The 15,603-nt window shown below is 64.5% G+C and carries 8 protein-coding genes, 1 pseudogene and 1 riboswitch; of the genes and pseudogenes, 3 read left to right on the plus strand and 6 right to left on the minus strand.

Features of this window, described 5'->3' with window-relative positions; translation table 11 throughout:
• Window positions 1-126: 126 nt before the first annotated feature.
• Window positions 127-618: pseudogene (locus ABLE91_RS27870) on the minus strand (LLM class flavin-dependent oxidoreductase); the annotation flags it as partial.
• A 400-nt stretch (window positions 619-1,018) separates the two neighbouring features.
• A riboswitch (Fluoride riboswitch) is annotated at window positions 1,019-1,079 on the plus strand.
• Between the two features lie 27 nt (window positions 1,080-1,106).
• Here ABLE91_RS27870 and ABLE91_RS27875 point away from each other — a divergent pair.
• Window positions 1,107-1,283 carry a CrcB family protein gene (locus ABLE91_RS27875; RefSeq protein WP_348935817.1) on the plus strand — a complete coding sequence of 59 codons (177 nt, stop codon included), beginning with the start codon at window positions 1,107-1,109 and terminating at the stop codon, window positions 1,281-1,283.
• 144 nt (window positions 1,284-1,427) lie between these two features.
• On the opposite strand, the gene ABLE91_RS27880 is transcribed toward ABLE91_RS27875, so the two are convergent.
• Window positions 1,428-3,020 (minus strand): gamma-glutamyltransferase family protein, encoded by a 1,593-nt coding sequence (locus ABLE91_RS27880; RefSeq protein WP_348935818.1) that lies wholly within the window; start codon window positions 3,018-3,020, stop codon window positions 1,428-1,430.
• A gap of 43 nt (window positions 3,021-3,063) precedes the next feature.
• Entirely contained in the window at window positions 3,064-4,440 is a 1,377-nt protein-coding gene (locus ABLE91_RS27885) for an aspartate aminotransferase family protein (RefSeq protein WP_348935819.1), read from the minus strand.
• 289 nt (window positions 4,441-4,729) lie between these two features.
• Here ABLE91_RS27885 and ABLE91_RS27890 point away from each other — a divergent pair, with 289 nt between their 5' ends.
• Window positions 4,730-5,455 (plus strand): GntR family transcriptional regulator, encoded by a 726-nt coding sequence (locus ABLE91_RS27890; protein ID WP_348935820.1) that lies wholly within the window; start codon window positions 4,730-4,732, stop codon window positions 5,453-5,455.
• A gap of 29 nt (window positions 5,456-5,484) precedes the next feature.
• Here the strand turns inward: ABLE91_RS27890 and ABLE91_RS27895 are convergent, their stop codons facing one another.
• Genes ABLE91_RS27895 through ABLE91_RS27905 form a run of 3 tightly spaced genes read right to left on the minus strand, consistent with a single transcriptional unit; the run spans window position 5,485 to window position 8,214 of the window.
• Entirely contained in the window at window positions 5,485-6,534 is a 1,050-nt protein-coding gene (locus ABLE91_RS27895) for an ABC transporter substrate-binding protein (RefSeq protein ID WP_348935821.1), read from the minus strand.
• A 49-nt stretch (window positions 6,535-6,583) separates the two neighbouring features.
• Complete coding sequence (locus tag ABLE91_RS27900) at window positions 6,584-7,396, minus strand: ABC transporter permease (protein ID WP_348935822.1); 813 nt, start codon at window positions 7,394-7,396, stop codon at window positions 6,584-6,586.
• Window positions 7,396-8,214, minus strand: coding sequence for an ABC transporter ATP-binding protein (locus ABLE91_RS27905; RefSeq protein ID WP_348935823.1), 819 nt, complete (start codon window positions 8,212-8,214; stop codon window positions 7,396-7,398). The genes ABLE91_RS27900 and ABLE91_RS27905 overlap by 1 nt, the downstream gene beginning before the upstream one ends.
• 779 nt (window positions 8,215-8,993) lie before the next feature.
• Between ABLE91_RS27905 and ABLE91_RS27910 the strand changes: the two genes are divergently transcribed.
• The gene (locus ABLE91_RS27910) at window positions 8,994-15,431 is read left to right on the plus strand and encodes an autotransporter outer membrane beta-barrel domain-containing protein (protein ID WP_348935825.1); all 6,438 of its coding nucleotides are present in this window, start codon (window positions 8,994-8,996) and stop codon (window positions 15,429-15,431) included.
• Window positions 15,432-15,603: the final 172 nt, after the last annotated feature.

Here is a 15,603-nt window from a genome sequence, read left to right on the forward strand (position 1 = left end):
CCCCGGTCCTTCACCAATCTTACAGCCTCAAGCTTGAACTCGCGGCTGAACCTCCGTCGTTGCATTCCAGCTCTCCAGTCCCGTTGAACACCTTATCTCGGTGTCCACGAAACCGGCAGCAGGCCACACGTCCGCGAATTCCTCGGCGCGATCATAACGGTGCTCGTGGGGCACCGGCGCCTCGTGACCGAAGTTAAGGGCGGCCTCCGGCTCATTGGTGGTGACGAGATTCCATCCCGCGCGGCCTTGGCTCAGATGATCCAGGGACGCGAACTGCCGGGAGAGGTTGAAGGGATCTGAGAAGCTCGTGGACGCGGTCGCGACGAGGCCGATGCGGGACGTTACCGCAGCAAGATGGGAAAGCAGCGTGATCGGCTCGAACAGAGCGGCGCCGCTATGGGCTTTACGGCTCGCAGCCTCCGGATTGCCGAGGCGCACGCCCACACCATCCGCAAGGAAGAAAGCATCAAACTTCGCGGCCTCTGCAAGGCGGATGAAGTCGATGTAGTGGCGAATTTGGTCCCCGGCCCATGCATCCGGGTGCCGCCAGGCCGCCACGTGATGACCGGTGAAGTAATGGAAGGCGCCGAGCTTCAGGTGTCCAGTGCGCGTGGTCATTCGATCCAGCTCCGAGGAAAAAGCGCGCCTGAGGCGTCAGCAGCTAACTCATGGCGCTCCGCAGCTCGTCTGCTCCAGGCGCACAAAGCGTTCGACCTGTCGGCGCGAGTTGCGGCAACGGGCTTCGGTGCCCGAGATGCCGAGCGAATCTAAATATGATTAAATTTATCGAATTAATCAATAATTATTCTGTGCGGCGATATGTTGGGCACAACCCGCTACTGGAATCGCGCGTACGCCACCGAGGGCCGATCTATGACGCGTGGCGTGATGGCTGCCTGATCGAGGTGCCAGGGGCAAACGGGCCCCGACGTTGGCGGACGCGTTGGTCTCGCATCGTGCGGACTTCAAGCGAGACTGAAGCCCGCTTGCTGCCACCGGCCGCCCAAGCCATTATTTTTGTACGAGAGGGAATGGTGTCCCCCCAAAACCGCGTTGTTGCCAATGACGCCTACTTTCGCGCTTTTTGGGCGCAGAAAGAGGCATGCGTGGGTTTCTTCGTTTTCTTTGGCTCGGGCATCGGTGGCGCTTTCCGCCATGGCGTTAATCTAACCGCGATGCGCATATTCGGCGTCGGCTTTCCGGCCGGGACGCTCCTCGACAACGTCGCCGGCTCCCTCGTTATGGGAATCGTTGCCGAATACTGGCCGATCAAGACGATGTAGGCCCCGGTGGGATTTCGCGGCAGGTTGAGCCGATAGGGCGCGGTTTTGACTAGGAAGACAATCCGGTCGAGGGAGTGCTTCTAGATATAGGTGCCGCTTTATTGCGGCCATGACTTCCCGTTGCTAGCGAGCTATCTCACACCATTAGAAGCCGAGGGCGCAGCCGTCCTTCCGGGGGTCGGAACCGCCGAGCAGCGTGCCAGCCTCCCAGTCGATGGCGATGGCCTGGGCGCCGCCGATGGCCCAGCGCGGCGGGCAGACGGCAAAGCCGCGCCGCTCGAATTCGGCGCCTACCGTCGCGCGGAGCCGGGCTTCCATCTCCACCGTGCAGGTGCCGGGCTGAGGGAAAAGCCGGGGCAGGTCGATGGCGCTCTGCAAATCCAGCCCGTGCTCGAAGACCTTCGCCAGCAGAGCCGCATGGCCCATGGCCTGGTAATGGCCGCCCATGACCCCGAAAGATAGGGACACGCGCCCGCCCTCGGCCACCATGCCGGGGATGATGGTGTGCATGGGCCGCTTGTTCGGGCCGATGGCGTTGGGATGGCCGTCCTCTAGCGAGAAGCTCTGTCCGCGATTGTGGAACAGGACGCCCGACTTCGGCGCCATCAGCACGGCCCCGTAGGGATAGAAGATGGAATTGATGAAGGAGACGACATTGCGCTCCTCATCCACCACCGAGATGTAGACCGTGTCCTTGTGCTCCACCGTTTCGAAGGTGGGCATTGCCGGCATGGCGGAGGACAGGTCGATACGGGCTGCCAGTTCATCGGCCAAAGCGTCCGAGAGGAGATACGCCACCGGCACGCCGGATGCGGCCGGGTCGGCAATACAGGCGTCGCGCGCCGCATAAGCGAGGCGGGTCGCCTCCACTTCGGCCACCAGATTGTCGATGTGGAGGGGATCGGGATCGCGCGGCAGGCGCTTCAGGATATTGAGGATCAGGAGGGCGATCACGCCCTGGCCATTGGGCGGGCACTCATAGACCGTGCGGCCGCGGAAGGTGGTGGTCACCGGCGTCGTATATTCGCCCGCGGCTGCCGCGAAGTCCTCGCGGGTATGGAGCCCTCCGGCATCGCGCAGGAAGGCCACCATCTCCTCGGCGATGGCGCCGCGATAGAAGGCACCCGGCCCTTCGCGGCCGATGGCGTCCAGCGTCTCTGCAAGCTCCGGCTGGCGCTGCACGCTGCCCACCGCCGGCACTGCGTCCCGGTCAAGGAAGGTGTGGCGCGCCGCCGGGTCGCGGCGCAGCAAATCGAGCTGGAAGCCGATGTCGGAGGAGACGCGCGGCGTGATGCCATAGCCCTTGCGCGCCATCCGGGCGGCGGGCGCGAGAAGCTCGCCAAGGCTCATGCGGCCATGGTCGGCAATGAGCCGTCCCCAGGCCTCCACTGCGCCCGGCACGGTCACCGCATGGGGAGACTGGCGCTCGATGGCGGCGATGCCGCTGCGCCGGTACCAGTCGAACGTCGCGGCGGCCGGCGTACGGCCGGAGCCGTTATAGCCGATGACGTCGGTGGAGCCTCTCTTCGAATAGAGCACGAAGCAGTCGCCGCCGATGCCCGTGGAGCCGGCCTCCACCACGCTCTGCACTGCGCAGGCGGCAACCGCCGCATCCATGGCGTTGCCGCCAGCTTTCAGCACCTCAACCGCCGTCAGGGTGGCGTCGGGATGGGAGGTCGCGGCCATGCCCCTGCGCCCCACCGCGAGGGAGCGGCCGCCGGATTCGAAGTCTCTCATGGGTGCCGTTTCGTGAAATGGAGTGCGCAGGAGTGGGGCGGCTTCAGGCGAGGGTTTTCGCCCACTCCCAGGTGTCGTCGAGGGCGAGCTTCATGCGCGCCATCAGGTCCTCGATCTGGCTTTCGGTGATGATGAGCGGCGGGCACAGATTGACCGTGTCACCGAGCGCGCGCGTGATGACCCCGTGGGCCTGCGCCCGCTTGCCGACATGCGCTGAGACCCCGAGCGCCGGGTCGAACAGTTCCCTGGTCTCCTTATTCTTCACGATCTCCAGCGCGCCGATGAGCCCGACCCCGCGCGCCTCGCCCACCAGCGGATGGCTCGCGAAGGCGCGCAGGCGCTCCTGGAACAGGGGCATGATGCTGCGCACATGGCTGACGATGTCGCGCTCCTCGTAGATCTTCAGCGTCTCCAGCGCGACCGCCGCCGGCACCGGATGGCCGCCATAGGTGAAGCCGTGCCCGAACGTGCCGATCTTCTCGCTCTCCTGGACGATGGCGCGGTAGATCTTCTCGTTCACCATCAGCGCGGAGATGGGCATGTAGGCGGCGGAGAGCTGCTTTGCCATGGACATCATGTCGGGCTTCATCCCGAACGTCTCCGACCCGAACATGGTGCCGAGCCGGCCGAAGCCGCAGATGACCTCGTCCGCCACCAGCAGGATGTCGTATTTCTGAAGAACCGCCTGGATCTTCTCGTAATAGGTGGCGGGCGGAACGATGCAGCCGCCGGACGCCATGAGCGGCTCGGCGAAGAAGGCCGCGATGGTCTCCGGCCCTTCGCTCAGGATGAGCTGCTCCAGGGACTGCGCGCAGCGCGTGGCGAAGCCCTCTTCCGTCTCGCCCGGCTGGCCGTAGCGGTAGAAGCTCGGGCAATCGGTGTGCAGGATGCCTGCGATGGGCAGGTCGAAGTCCCGGTGGTTGTTGACGAGCCCGGTTAGGCTGGCGGATGCGACCGTGACGCCGTGATAGGCGCGCACGCGGGAGATGATCTTCTTCTTCTCCGGCTTGCCGATGGCGTTGTGGTAGTACCAGATCAGCTTGATGGCGGTGTCGTTGGCTTCCGAGCCGGAATTGGCGAAGAACACCTTCGACATGGGCACGGGCGCGAGCTTCAGCAGCCGCTCGGCCAGCTCGATTCCCGCCTCGTGCGATTTGCCGCCGAAGGTGTGGTAGAAAGGCAGTTCCCGCATCTGGCGGATGGCCGCATCCACGAGGCGCTCCTCGCTGAAGCCGAGCGACGCGCAGAACAGGCCGCCCAGCCCCTCGATATAGCGGTTGCCCTCGTCATCGATGACATAGATGCCCTCGCCCCGGGCGATCACCATCGGCCCGTCCTTCGCGTGCACGGCGGCGTTGGTGTAGGGGTGGAGAATGCTGGCGATGTCCCGAGCCTGGGGCGAATTCACGTTCACATTCATGATTTTAATTTCCAAGGCCGTGGGCAGCGAAATTGCGCGAGCTATTGTGAACCAATCTGTATACGATTATGAATGCAAGTCCAGATGAAATCGCTCCGGGACACCGTTCGTGCCTTTCCTTTGTGCCTCCTGCGCCATCGCGCCAAGGCGTCAGCGCGATGCCTCAGTTGCGATCCGGGATACGATTTTGCATACTCAAACCTCAGCCTTGAATTTCATGTCGCTGCCAGAACGGTTCGAGTCGGTGCTCGACGTTCCCACTCGCTCCGCCGCGCGCTGAAGGTATCGAATGGCTAAAGCCGTCGCCCAGAAGAAGACTGTGCAGTATTCGCTGCGCGAGAAGGCGTATCACGACCTCAAGACCCTCATCCTGACCGGCCAGCTGCGGCCATCCGAGCGGCTGTCCGAGAGCCGCCTCGCCGAGCGCCTCGGGGTCAGCCGCACGCCGCTGCGGGAAGCCCTCATGAAGCTGGAAGAGGAGGGGCTGGTGGTGGGCCAGCGCAACCTCGGCTATGTGGTCACCGATCTCGATGTCACCGCCGTGTGCGATCTCCTCATCGTCCGCCAGGCGCTCGATGCGTGCGCGGCGGAGCTGGCTTGCGCCCGGGCTACCGAGGAGGACTTCGAGCGCATCCGCGCCATCATCCGCCAGATGGTGGAGCTGCGGGACCCCAAGCAGGACATCCCGGCCAGCGCCGCGCAGGGCCTCGATCTCGGCCTGGAGATCCACAAGGTGATCGCACAGGCCACCCGGAACGAGGCGCTCATCCGGGCGACCGACCAGATCTACCAGCAGCTCCAGCTGGCACTCTGGCTCGAAGTGCTCCTCGTGGACTTCGGCGATTCCGACCTCGCCGAACACAAGGCTATCGCAGATGCCATTCTCGCCCGCGATCCGTCCGGCGCCGCCGAGGCGGCGCGCGTCCATGTGCAAGGTTCGCTGCGCAACATGACCAAGGTGCAGGACATCCTGCGGCACCGGCAGGGTCTGCCCCGGTTTGCATTGCCGAGATGATGGGAGCGGGGCGATGATTGCCCCGCCCGTCACGGCTTTTCGATCGCCTTGCGGTCGAACGCGTTGATGTCGGCGATCAGGTCGTTGGTGGTGATGGTCGCCGCGTCCACCTTGCCCGGCAGCAGGCCCCACTTCTGAAGCCAGTCCATGTAGGTCTGAAAGGCGGCCACATCCACGGCGCCCCACTTGTCGGTGGCGGGGTTGTCCAGGTGCCAGGTGTCGATGCGGTCCTGCAGGATCGGCATGTCGTAGGTCACCGCCTCTTCCAGCTCCATATTGGTAGGCTTGGTCTGCGGATAGACCTCATAGACCATCTTGATGGCCTCGCGCGGATGGGCAATGGCATAGGCCGTCCCCATGGCATAGGCCCTGGCGAAGCCTACAAGATCGGCCCTGCGCTTCTCGATGGTCTCATCAAGCGCGACCCAGGAATTGCTGGGGAACTTTTCGATCGCAGGATCATGGAGATGCCGCAGCTTCACGCCCGCGCGCTCCACCAGCGTGTAGTAGGTGTCGAACAGGCTCAGCGCCTTTACTTCACCCCGGCGCATCAGGGTTGCCGTCTGGGCGGGCTCGCCGGTCACGACGATGCGGATGTCGGTCGACGGATTGAGCCCGGCGGCGGCCACCACGGAGCGGGCGATCACCACGCCCACCGAACCCATGGACAGGACACCGACGCTCTGCCCCTTCAGGTCGGCGTAGGACTTGATATCGCTGTCCGCCGCCACGGCAAGGCCGAAGATGTTGCGGCGATAGGATTCGAAGAACACCTTCGCCTTCACGCCCTGGAGCGAGACGATGCCCAGCGGCTCCGGCGAGAGCATGGCGAGGGTCAGTTCGCCGGTCGCCACGTTGCGCATGCAATCGGTGGAGCCCGCGAACGAGAACAGGTCGAAATCGACCTTATTGTCCTTGAACCAGCCCTTCTTCAGCGCGACGGCGAACGGCGCCATGGAGGCGTTGTAGGTCTTCGAGCACCAGCCCACGCGCAGCTTTTCCTGGGCCTGCGCGGGCAGGGATAATCCGAGCGCGATGAGGCCCGCCGCCAGGGCTGCCGATAGTGCGCGAACAGTCATGAAACACCTCCGGTCGGTTGGTTGTGCCGTTATGTGGAATTGCGGGACGTCAATGGGCGTCGGTGGGGTCCGCGTCGCGCGCGCCGGGACGCTGCTCCCAGTAGATGAGGCGGCGGCGGGCGAAGATGACGATGCGGTTGAGCGTGAGCCCGAGGATGGCGAGCACCACCAGGATGGAGAAGGAGCCCGCCACGTCCATGGAGAAGTTCATGCTCTGCATGAGCATGCCGAGGCCGCGCTCGGCGCCGAGAAATTCGGCAACGATGACGCCGATCATCGCGAAGGTGAGGGCGATCTCCAGGCCCGCCATGATGAAGGGCAAAGCGGAGGGCAGGCGGAGCATCCAGAACACTTGGAAATGGCTGCCGCCCAGCGAGCGGATGAGATCCACCCGGTCCTGCTCCACGGCGCGCAGGCCCGCAATGGTGTTCACCATCACCGCGAAGAAGCAGATGAGCGCGCCGGCGATCACCTTGGAGGTGAGGCCGAGGCCGAACCACAGCACGATCAGAGGCGCGAGCGCCACCTTCGGCAGGGACTGGAGCACCACCACATAGGGGTAGAGGAAATAGGCAAGATATCGATTGGTGGCGATGCCCACCCCCAGCAGGAAGCCGAGGCTGGCGCCGATGGCGAAGCCCAGCAGGATCTCCACCAGCGTCACGCCGAGATGCTCGAGATAGAGCCCGCTTTCGATGCCGCCATACAAGGCCCGGAACATGGAGGAAGGGGCCGGCACCACGAAGGCTGGCACCTTGAAGTAGCGGACCGCGAACTCCCACAACCCGATGAGCGCCACGAACAGGACGATGCTCAGGGAAACCGTCTTGACACTGGAATGGATGGGGGGCGCTTCGCTCATCAGTCGATCACTCCAACGGAGCCGAAATGCGCCCGGATGCGCGCCACATAGGCGCCGAACTCTGGGGAGTTCATGATTTCCAGCGGGCGGCGGGCGGGCAGGTCGACGTCCAGGATCTCGGCGACGCGCCCGGGACGCGGGGTCATGACGACGACCCGGCTCGCCAGGAACACCGCTTCGGGAATCGAATGGGTGATGAAGAGGATGCTGGTATTGCCCGTGCGCCAGAGCCTCAGCAGCTCCACATTCATGCGCTCGCGCGTCATCGCATCGAGCGCGCCGAAGGGCTCATCCATCAGCAGGATGGCGGGTTGGTGCAACAGGGCCCGGGCGATGGCCACGCGCTGCTGCATGCCGCCCGACAGCTCGTTCGGATAACGGTCCTTGAAGTCGGCGAGGCCGACGAGGTCCAGAAGCTCCTTCGCGCGGGCGAGATGGGTGGTACGGTTCAGCTTCTGTACGTCCGCCGGGAGCATCACGTTCTGCAGGACGGTGCGCCAGGGGAAGAGGAGCGGGGACTGAAATACGACGCCGATGTCCCGGCGCGGGCCCGTCGTGAGTGTGCCGCCGATGCGGGTATCGCCGGAGCTGGGCGCGAACAGGCCGGTGAGGATCTTCAGCAAGGTGGACTTGCCGCATCCGGATGGCCCGACAATGGCCACGAACTCGCCCTTGCGGACATCGAGCGAGACATCTTCGAGCGCCGTTATCGTATCGGCTCCGGCCCGAAACCGCTTTGTGACGCCATTCACGTCAATGGCCGGCCCAACCGCACCCTGGCCAGGCCATGCCGCCTCGCCTGCGTTCGCAACTTGCATAAGCCCCTCTTTCCACCTCGATCGCGGTTGGTCCGCTTTCATTCCTCAAGCGCTGGAAGGCTCCACCGCACATTGGATGCGAGATTGTATACGGAAGGGTCGACGCTAATGGGCTGGCCGTCAAGCCGAATAAACGGGCGATGCGGACACCACTCTGCTGAAAGACGGAGCAGGGGGGGGCGAGACCCCCGGCAAGTCTGACTCCTACAATGCGGTGGCGTGGCTGCGCCCGTGGCTGCAGATGGAAGAGCTGACCACTCGCTGCGCATAGTCGCGCGCATCCCCACGGCTTCCTGAGCCGCGTCGGCCGGCGCCATCACCTGCCGCTGGATGAATTCCTCGCGCCAGCTAGAACCTGGCTGAGCAGCTCTTACCACGGCCTCAAGGTCGTCCAGCGAATTTATGAACATGCCTTTTGTAATATTAGTCACCGTGAATTTCAGTGAGATCGAAATTCCAGCCTTCGACCACACTGTGCCGAGCAATGGCTCAGGATAAGGATGCTCCGAAACTTGAGCATTGCCCACGAATCCGATTTTCTTAATAGAATATCTGAAAGAAAATGAAATATATGCAATATATCGTGCGCCATATAGTCATGGTGGTGCTGTTTTGTTGTTGCAACTTTCTATTCTAGATTGTCATCTTTGCACTCTGGCCGTATTTGGGGTGGTGGTCCCCGGCATGCAGAAATAGGGGGCACGGGGGAGTATGGTGTGATGCGAGTGCGCAAGCAGTTTATTCCGCGCGGCAGCTTTCATGTGCGCCCCGTTGTCTCAATGACATCTTCGGCCAAATCTGAACCTCGCCTCACCGATGGGCCGCGCCATCGCCGGCTTGCAGCGGCGCTGCTGCTAGGCACCACCAGCCTAGTGGCCATAATGGCCCAGGTGGACAGCGCCAGGGCGCAGACCCCCATCCGCGTCGTCGCTCAGGGCGCCAACGGCACCAACGGACAGATCCTTTTCAACGTGCGCACCTTCCCGACGGCGGGATCTCCCGGCGGGCCGGTGAACCGCACCAATTCCACCTCTCTCATAGGAATGACCTCCACTGCGATCGAGTTGGGCTCCATCGGCGGATGGGGCGGCTCCGGCGATTTCGGCATTTTGCGCAACGTGGCAGGAGCCAACGGGGGTGAGGGTGGGGCGGTGACCTTAACCAATACGGCCACCGTGTCCGGCGGGACCAACAACACCGTCGCGACCGCTCTGATCTTCCTTTATTCTCAGGGCGGCACCGGCGGAAACGGGTTCAAGACCAGCGATGGGGGACTGGGCGCCGGCGGCAAGGGCGGCGACGTCACGCTCGATCTCAGGAGTGCGGTGACTGCGACCGGCAATCTGATGCCGGCGATCTACCTGCGCTCCGAGGGCGGGGCGTCCGGCGTCTCCGGCACAACCCACGAGTCGCGTGGGGGCACGAACGAGGACCGGATGGCAGCCGATGCCGGCGGCATCGGTGGTGTCGTCAAGGCGACGCTCACGCAATCGGCCGCCGTCGTGACCACTGGCGCCAATGCGCCGGCCGTAGTGCTCGCCTCCATCGGAGGAGCCGGTGGCAACGCGACCGGCAATACCAGCACCTATTACGCCTCGAACGGTGGCAGTGGCGGGACGGTGACCTTTTCCAGCGCCGGCAAGATTGAGACCGCGGGCGACAATGCGTCCGCAGTTGTCCTGCAAAGCGTCGGCGGTACAGGCGGCAGAGGCGGCGGTGGCGCATTCACCTCCGCTGCGCCGGGCGCGGCGGGCGGCTATGGCGGGGTCGTCACCGCAACCAATACGGGTACGATCTCCACGGACGGGGCGTACAGCTTCGGCATCGCGGCGCAGTCCGTGAGCGGTTCGGGGGGACAGGGGGCGAACGGGACGTTTGCGTCCGGCGGCAGTGGCGGTGCTGCCGGAGGCGGCGGCAACGTGACTGCGACGAACACCGGCACGATCGAGACCCTGGGCCTTGGATCAACCGCGATCCTGGCGCAGAGCATCGGCGGCGGGAACGCGCTTGACGCGTTCGCCGCTTCCACCCCGACCACCAACCACACCGGCGGCGGCGCCGGCGGGAAAAGCGGTCTCTTCGGCAGTGGTGGCGACGGCGGTGCCGGTGGTCCGGGTGGAAATGTGACGGTCAACCAGAACGGCATCGTCAGCACGTTCGGCGATCAGGCCTATGGCGTGCTGCTGCAATCCATCGGCGGCGGTGGCGGCACCGGTGGCGTCGGCGCCAGTTCCGGCGCATTCCTCGCGGTCGCATTGGGTGGCGGTGGCGGCAGCGGTGGCGATGGCGGCCTCGTCACCTTCAACAGCGAGCGCGGCAGCATCGAGACGAGCGGCTCAGATGCCACCGCCATCTTGGCGCAATCCATCGGCGGCGGCGGCGGCACCGGCGGATATGCAACCGCGAAGTCCGTGGGTCCCGGCCTTTCGGCCTCTAGCGCCATCGGCGGCAGCGGCGGCGGTGGCGGCAAGGGCGGCACGGTCAACGTCAGCAATGCCTCGTCCCTCACCACAGAGGGGGATTTTGCGCTGGGCATCCAGGCGATCAGCATCGGCGGTGGTGGTGGCATCGGTGGCGGGGCAAACGCCTTTGCCGTTGCCTTGCCGGCGGTGACGCCTTCCGGTCAGTCCCTGCCGTCCATCACCGTGACCAATGCGGTGGGTGGCTCCGGCGGAACAGGCGGCAGCGGCAGCACGGTCAGCGTCACCAACGGCGGCGCCATCACCACCTTCGGCACAGACGCGACCGGCATCCAGGCCCAGAGCATCGGTGGCGGTGGCGGCAATGCAGGGAGCGGCAGCGCGTACGGCCTCGCCGTGGCGGCGCCCGGCTCGACGGCGCTGAACTCCACCTCCGCCATCGGCGGCAGCGGCGGCGGCGGCGGTGGTGGCGGCAACGCCGATGTCTACAATTCAGGGGCCATTCGCACCTATGGTGATGGGGCCATCGGCATCCAGGCGCAGAGCATCGGCGGCGGCGGCGGCAATGCCGGAGCGGCATCCGCCTCCGCCGACGCCCTCAGCCTTTACCGCACCGTGGCGCTGGGAGAGGCCGTCGGCGGCAGCAATAAGGATGGCGGGGGTGCCGGCGGCACGGCGTCCATCACGCATTTCGGCTCGGTCGAGACCTCGGGCGTCGAAGCCGATGGCCTGTTCGCCCAGAGCATCGGCGGCGGCGGCGGCAATGGCGGCGGGATCGATGTGTCCGCCGCCTCCGGCCTGTCGTTCGACAAGACCCTCAACAACCTTGTCCAGAAGCTGCCCCTGGCGGACAGCCTGACCATCGTGGACGGGATCGGCGGAACCGGCGGCAGGGGAGGTGATGGCGGCACGGTGAATGTCACCGTGGGGAGTGGCTCGGCTTTGCGCACCTACGGTTCGCAGTCAGACGGCGTCTTCGCCCAGAGCGTCGGCGGCGGTGGGGGCACGGGCGGTGGCGGATCGGCCGCGACCGACGGCAAGCTTGCGATCAAGCTTTCGGTCGGCGGCACCGGGGGCGCCGGTGGCATTGGTGGCGCCGTGAACGTCTTCAACAATGGGACCATCGAGACCTATGGCGACGGCTCGCACGGCGTCTTCGCCCAGAGCATCGGTGGCGGCGGCGGCAATGGCGGCAACCTGACCGCCGACGACACGAAGACCCCGGACCGCGTCGGAGAAATCTGGAAGACGCTTAAGGATGCCGTGGGCGTCACCGCCTATAACGCCTGGGCCGCCGACAAGGGCAATGCCGAGACCAAAGAGAAGCTCGACGAATTCATCAAGGACATTCAGAGCACGGACACCTACAAGTCGCTGTCGGATTCCTTCAAGAAGTCCGACTTCTACAAGCAGATGCAGTCGTTCGGAAAGAACATCACCGACTACATGGATAAGCAAAAGAAGGGCGCTACAAAGCTGCCGGATCTCTCGCTGGCCCTGTCCATGGGTGGCAGTGGCGGCACCGGGAACAAAGGCGGTGACGTCACCGTCATCAATCCCGGATCGATCTCCACCTATGGCGACGTGGCTCACGGCGTGTTCGGACAATCGATCGGCGGCGGCGGCGGGCAGGGCGGGGTCGCCTACGCTTCAGGCACCAACAAGACCAATCTCAGCGCCACGTTCGGCGGAAGCGGCGGAAGCGGCAATATCGGCGGCGTGGTCAACGTCACCAATGCGGGCGCGGTGCGGACGGAGGGTGACGGGTCCTATGGCTTGTTTGCGCAGTCGGTCGGCGGGGGCGGCGGCGTGGGCGTGGGTGCGCTCAGCGGCGGCAACAAGAACGTCGTCATCAATGTCACGATGGGGGCATCCGGCGGCACCGGCGGCACCGGCGGCACAGTGACGGTCGTAAATTCCGGCACCATCAACACATCCGGAGACGAGGCGCACGCGCTGGTGGCGCAGAGCATTGGCGGCGGCGGCGGCGCGTTTACCATGAACCCCGCCAATGGGGGCAAGACCAAGACCGACACGGCGACCGGTGCTGACGCAGAGGTCTCCGACGACACCATCCGGGCGCTACTGAAAGCAGTGGGCATCGAGCAGGTGCCGTCAGCTACCGGCAATGCGTCGGAGGATAATTCCAAGAAGTCCGGCGGCTTCACCCTGGGCGGCTCCGGCGGCTCCTCCGGCGTCGGCGGCGGGGTGAACGTGACCCACAGCGGAAGTATCTACACGTCAGGCGAGGGGGCCATCGGCATCCTGGCCCAGTCCATCGGCGGCGGCGGCGGCATTTCCAATGCGGCGGGCAGCACCGGCGGCGTGAAGTACGCGGCCTCCTACGGCGGCGCCGGCGGGGCGGGCGGTGACGGCGGCCTAGTCACGCTGAAGTTCGATGGCGATGCCAGGATCGGCACCACCGGTGAAAATTCGACCGCAGTTCTCGCCCAGTCCATTGGCGGTGGAGGCGGCTATGGCGGCGCTTCCGTGCTGCAAGGCTGGACTCTGCCGATTGTCGGCGGGGCGGGCGGCTCCAGCGGCAACGGCCGCGACATCAGGATCGAGATGGAGAGACCGGGCGCAACCCTCACCATCAAGACCACCGGCGACGCGGCCCACGGCGTGTTCGCACAGACGCTCGGTGGGGGCGGCGGCACGGTCAGTAATCTTCTGAAGACCGACACCACGGTGCGCGACTCGCTGAAGCTCATCTCCGGCATCCTCGATGCAGTGGTGAAGAAGGGCGGCGGCACCGGAAAGCTGGTGGACAATGTCGGCCAGGTGCCGGAAGCGCTGCAAAGCGTGGTCCGTCTGCTTGGCAACGACACGGACACGGTCAATACCGCGGTGGCGAAACTCACCGCTCTCCTGAACCAACGCAGCGCCTCCGTGGGCACCGGCGGTGCCATTGATATCAGCCTTGCCGGATCTATCGTGACATCCGGCGCCGGTTCCTTCGCCGTCTTCGCCCAGAGCGGGTTTCAGGACCTCGACGGCAATCTCGATCCTAGCCGCAAGGGCCAGAACATCAGTATTTCCTATACCGGGGTACTGACGGGCGGATCGGGTGAAGGCGCGGCGATTGGTGTCGATGGTGGCTGGTTCAACAAGATCAACATCGGAAGCGGATCTGTCATCAGTGCCTCTTCGGGCACGGCCATCCTCTCTTCATTCGGCAGCGAAGAGGTGAGTAACGAGGGCACCGTGATCGGCGATGTCAAACTCAGCGTCCGCAGCGCCGATGATGAGCACAATAGGTTTCTAAACAAACTGGGCGGCACTTACAGAAGCAACCCCTCGGGTGTTGTGGACCTGGGCAGGGCAGGCGAATTTTACAATGAAGGGGTGTTCGATGTCGCTGGCCCCAACGAAATGGGCACTGCGACCGTGAGGGGCAATCGGTTTGAGCAGCTTCCCCGTGGTGTGCTGGCGGTGGACGTCACCTCCACGCCGACAGCCGGCCAGGCCAAGAGCGATCTCCTGAAGATCACCGGAAACGCCAACCTCGACGGCGGCGTGCGCGTCAATGTTGTCGGCGGGCTGACACCCGATACCTTCCGGGTGCTCAGCGCCGACGGGAGCGTGGGCGGCAGGCTGACCAGCGCCGGACCGGCCGGCGCTCCCTTCGTTTGGAACACGAAGATTGACGCACACTCGGTGGACATTTCACCGGAAGCGCGCTTCGCGCCGGTTTCCGGTCTCTCCTCCACCGACAGCGAGCGAGCTGTGATGCGCTACCTGCAGCAGGTTTGGGGTTCGGGGTCCATCAGCCCGGACTTCGCGCAGCTTTTTGGCGCCTTCGCCGGCGTGGAGACCCCGCAGGCCTATATGCAGGGCATCGATTCCCTGGTGCCGGAGGAATCGTCCAGCACCCTGACCACCCAGACCCTCAACGCCCGCACCTCCATGAGCGCATCGCTGAGCTGCCCAGTGTTCGAGGGGGCTAGTACCCTGATGCAGGAGACCAACTGCGCCTGGGCGCGGGTGATCGGCAACTGGACCCAGCAGACCAGTACCTCGGATCTCTCCGGCTACAACCAGAACGCCATTACCTATCGTATTGGCGCGCAGCGGGAAGTCATCGACAATTGGTTTGTGGGCGTTACGGCTGGTTTCACCCAATCCTGGCTCAACAGCGCGGATGCAAGCTCCTCAACCGACGGTCAGGGTGCGGACGCCGCGCTCTCGCTGAAGCACCAGGTGGGCCCGTGGCTTTTCGCCCTCTCCGGGCATCTCGGCTTCGGAAACTACGAGACGGACCGTGTCACACAGATCGGAAGCGACACCTTCACGGCCTCCGGCGCCGCCAACATTCTGACCGCCGGCGGTCGCTTCCGCGCCAGCTACGAGTTCGCACTTTCCTCTTGGTATGTCCGCCCCTATGCGGACTTCGACGTGCTCTACACCTATATGCCGGCTTATAATGAAACCGGCACAGGGACGACATTCGAGTTCTCGTCCGCCAACCAAGTGAACTTTGCCTTCAGCCCGAACGTAGAAGTGGGCGGCAGGTTCGACCTTTCGCCGAACCTGTGGCTGAGGCCATATGCGTCGGCGGGTATGACATTCTTCACCAAGGACAGCATGCCCATCGACGTTAGCTTCGCGGGAGCGAGCGACCTAATCACCGACTTCGTGACTGAAGTCGCTATTCCGAGCACGCTGGTGAACCTCTCGGCGGGCGTGCAGCTCTTTGATACGAAGGGGTACGAGGTCCGCGCCGAATACAAGGTGGACATCGGCGACAACTACTTGTCGCAGGAACTGAGCGCGCGCTTTGCGGTCCAATTCTGAAACCGATGGGCGAGTTTCGCCCGCGTCGTGCCGTGTCCCGGGCTCACGGAAGCCTGGGACACACGAAACAGTGAAAGCGTCAGCTTGAGCTCGGCGTCCAGCCCACCGCGGCAGCTGGCCAAGCTATAGCCTTCCACTATGTTGGGAGGATGTTTAGTAAGGCCTCAAGCCC

Source organism: Aquabacter albus (genome assembly GCF_040049275.1).
GTDB lineage: Bacteria > Pseudomonadota > Alphaproteobacteria > Rhizobiales > Xanthobacteraceae > Aquabacter.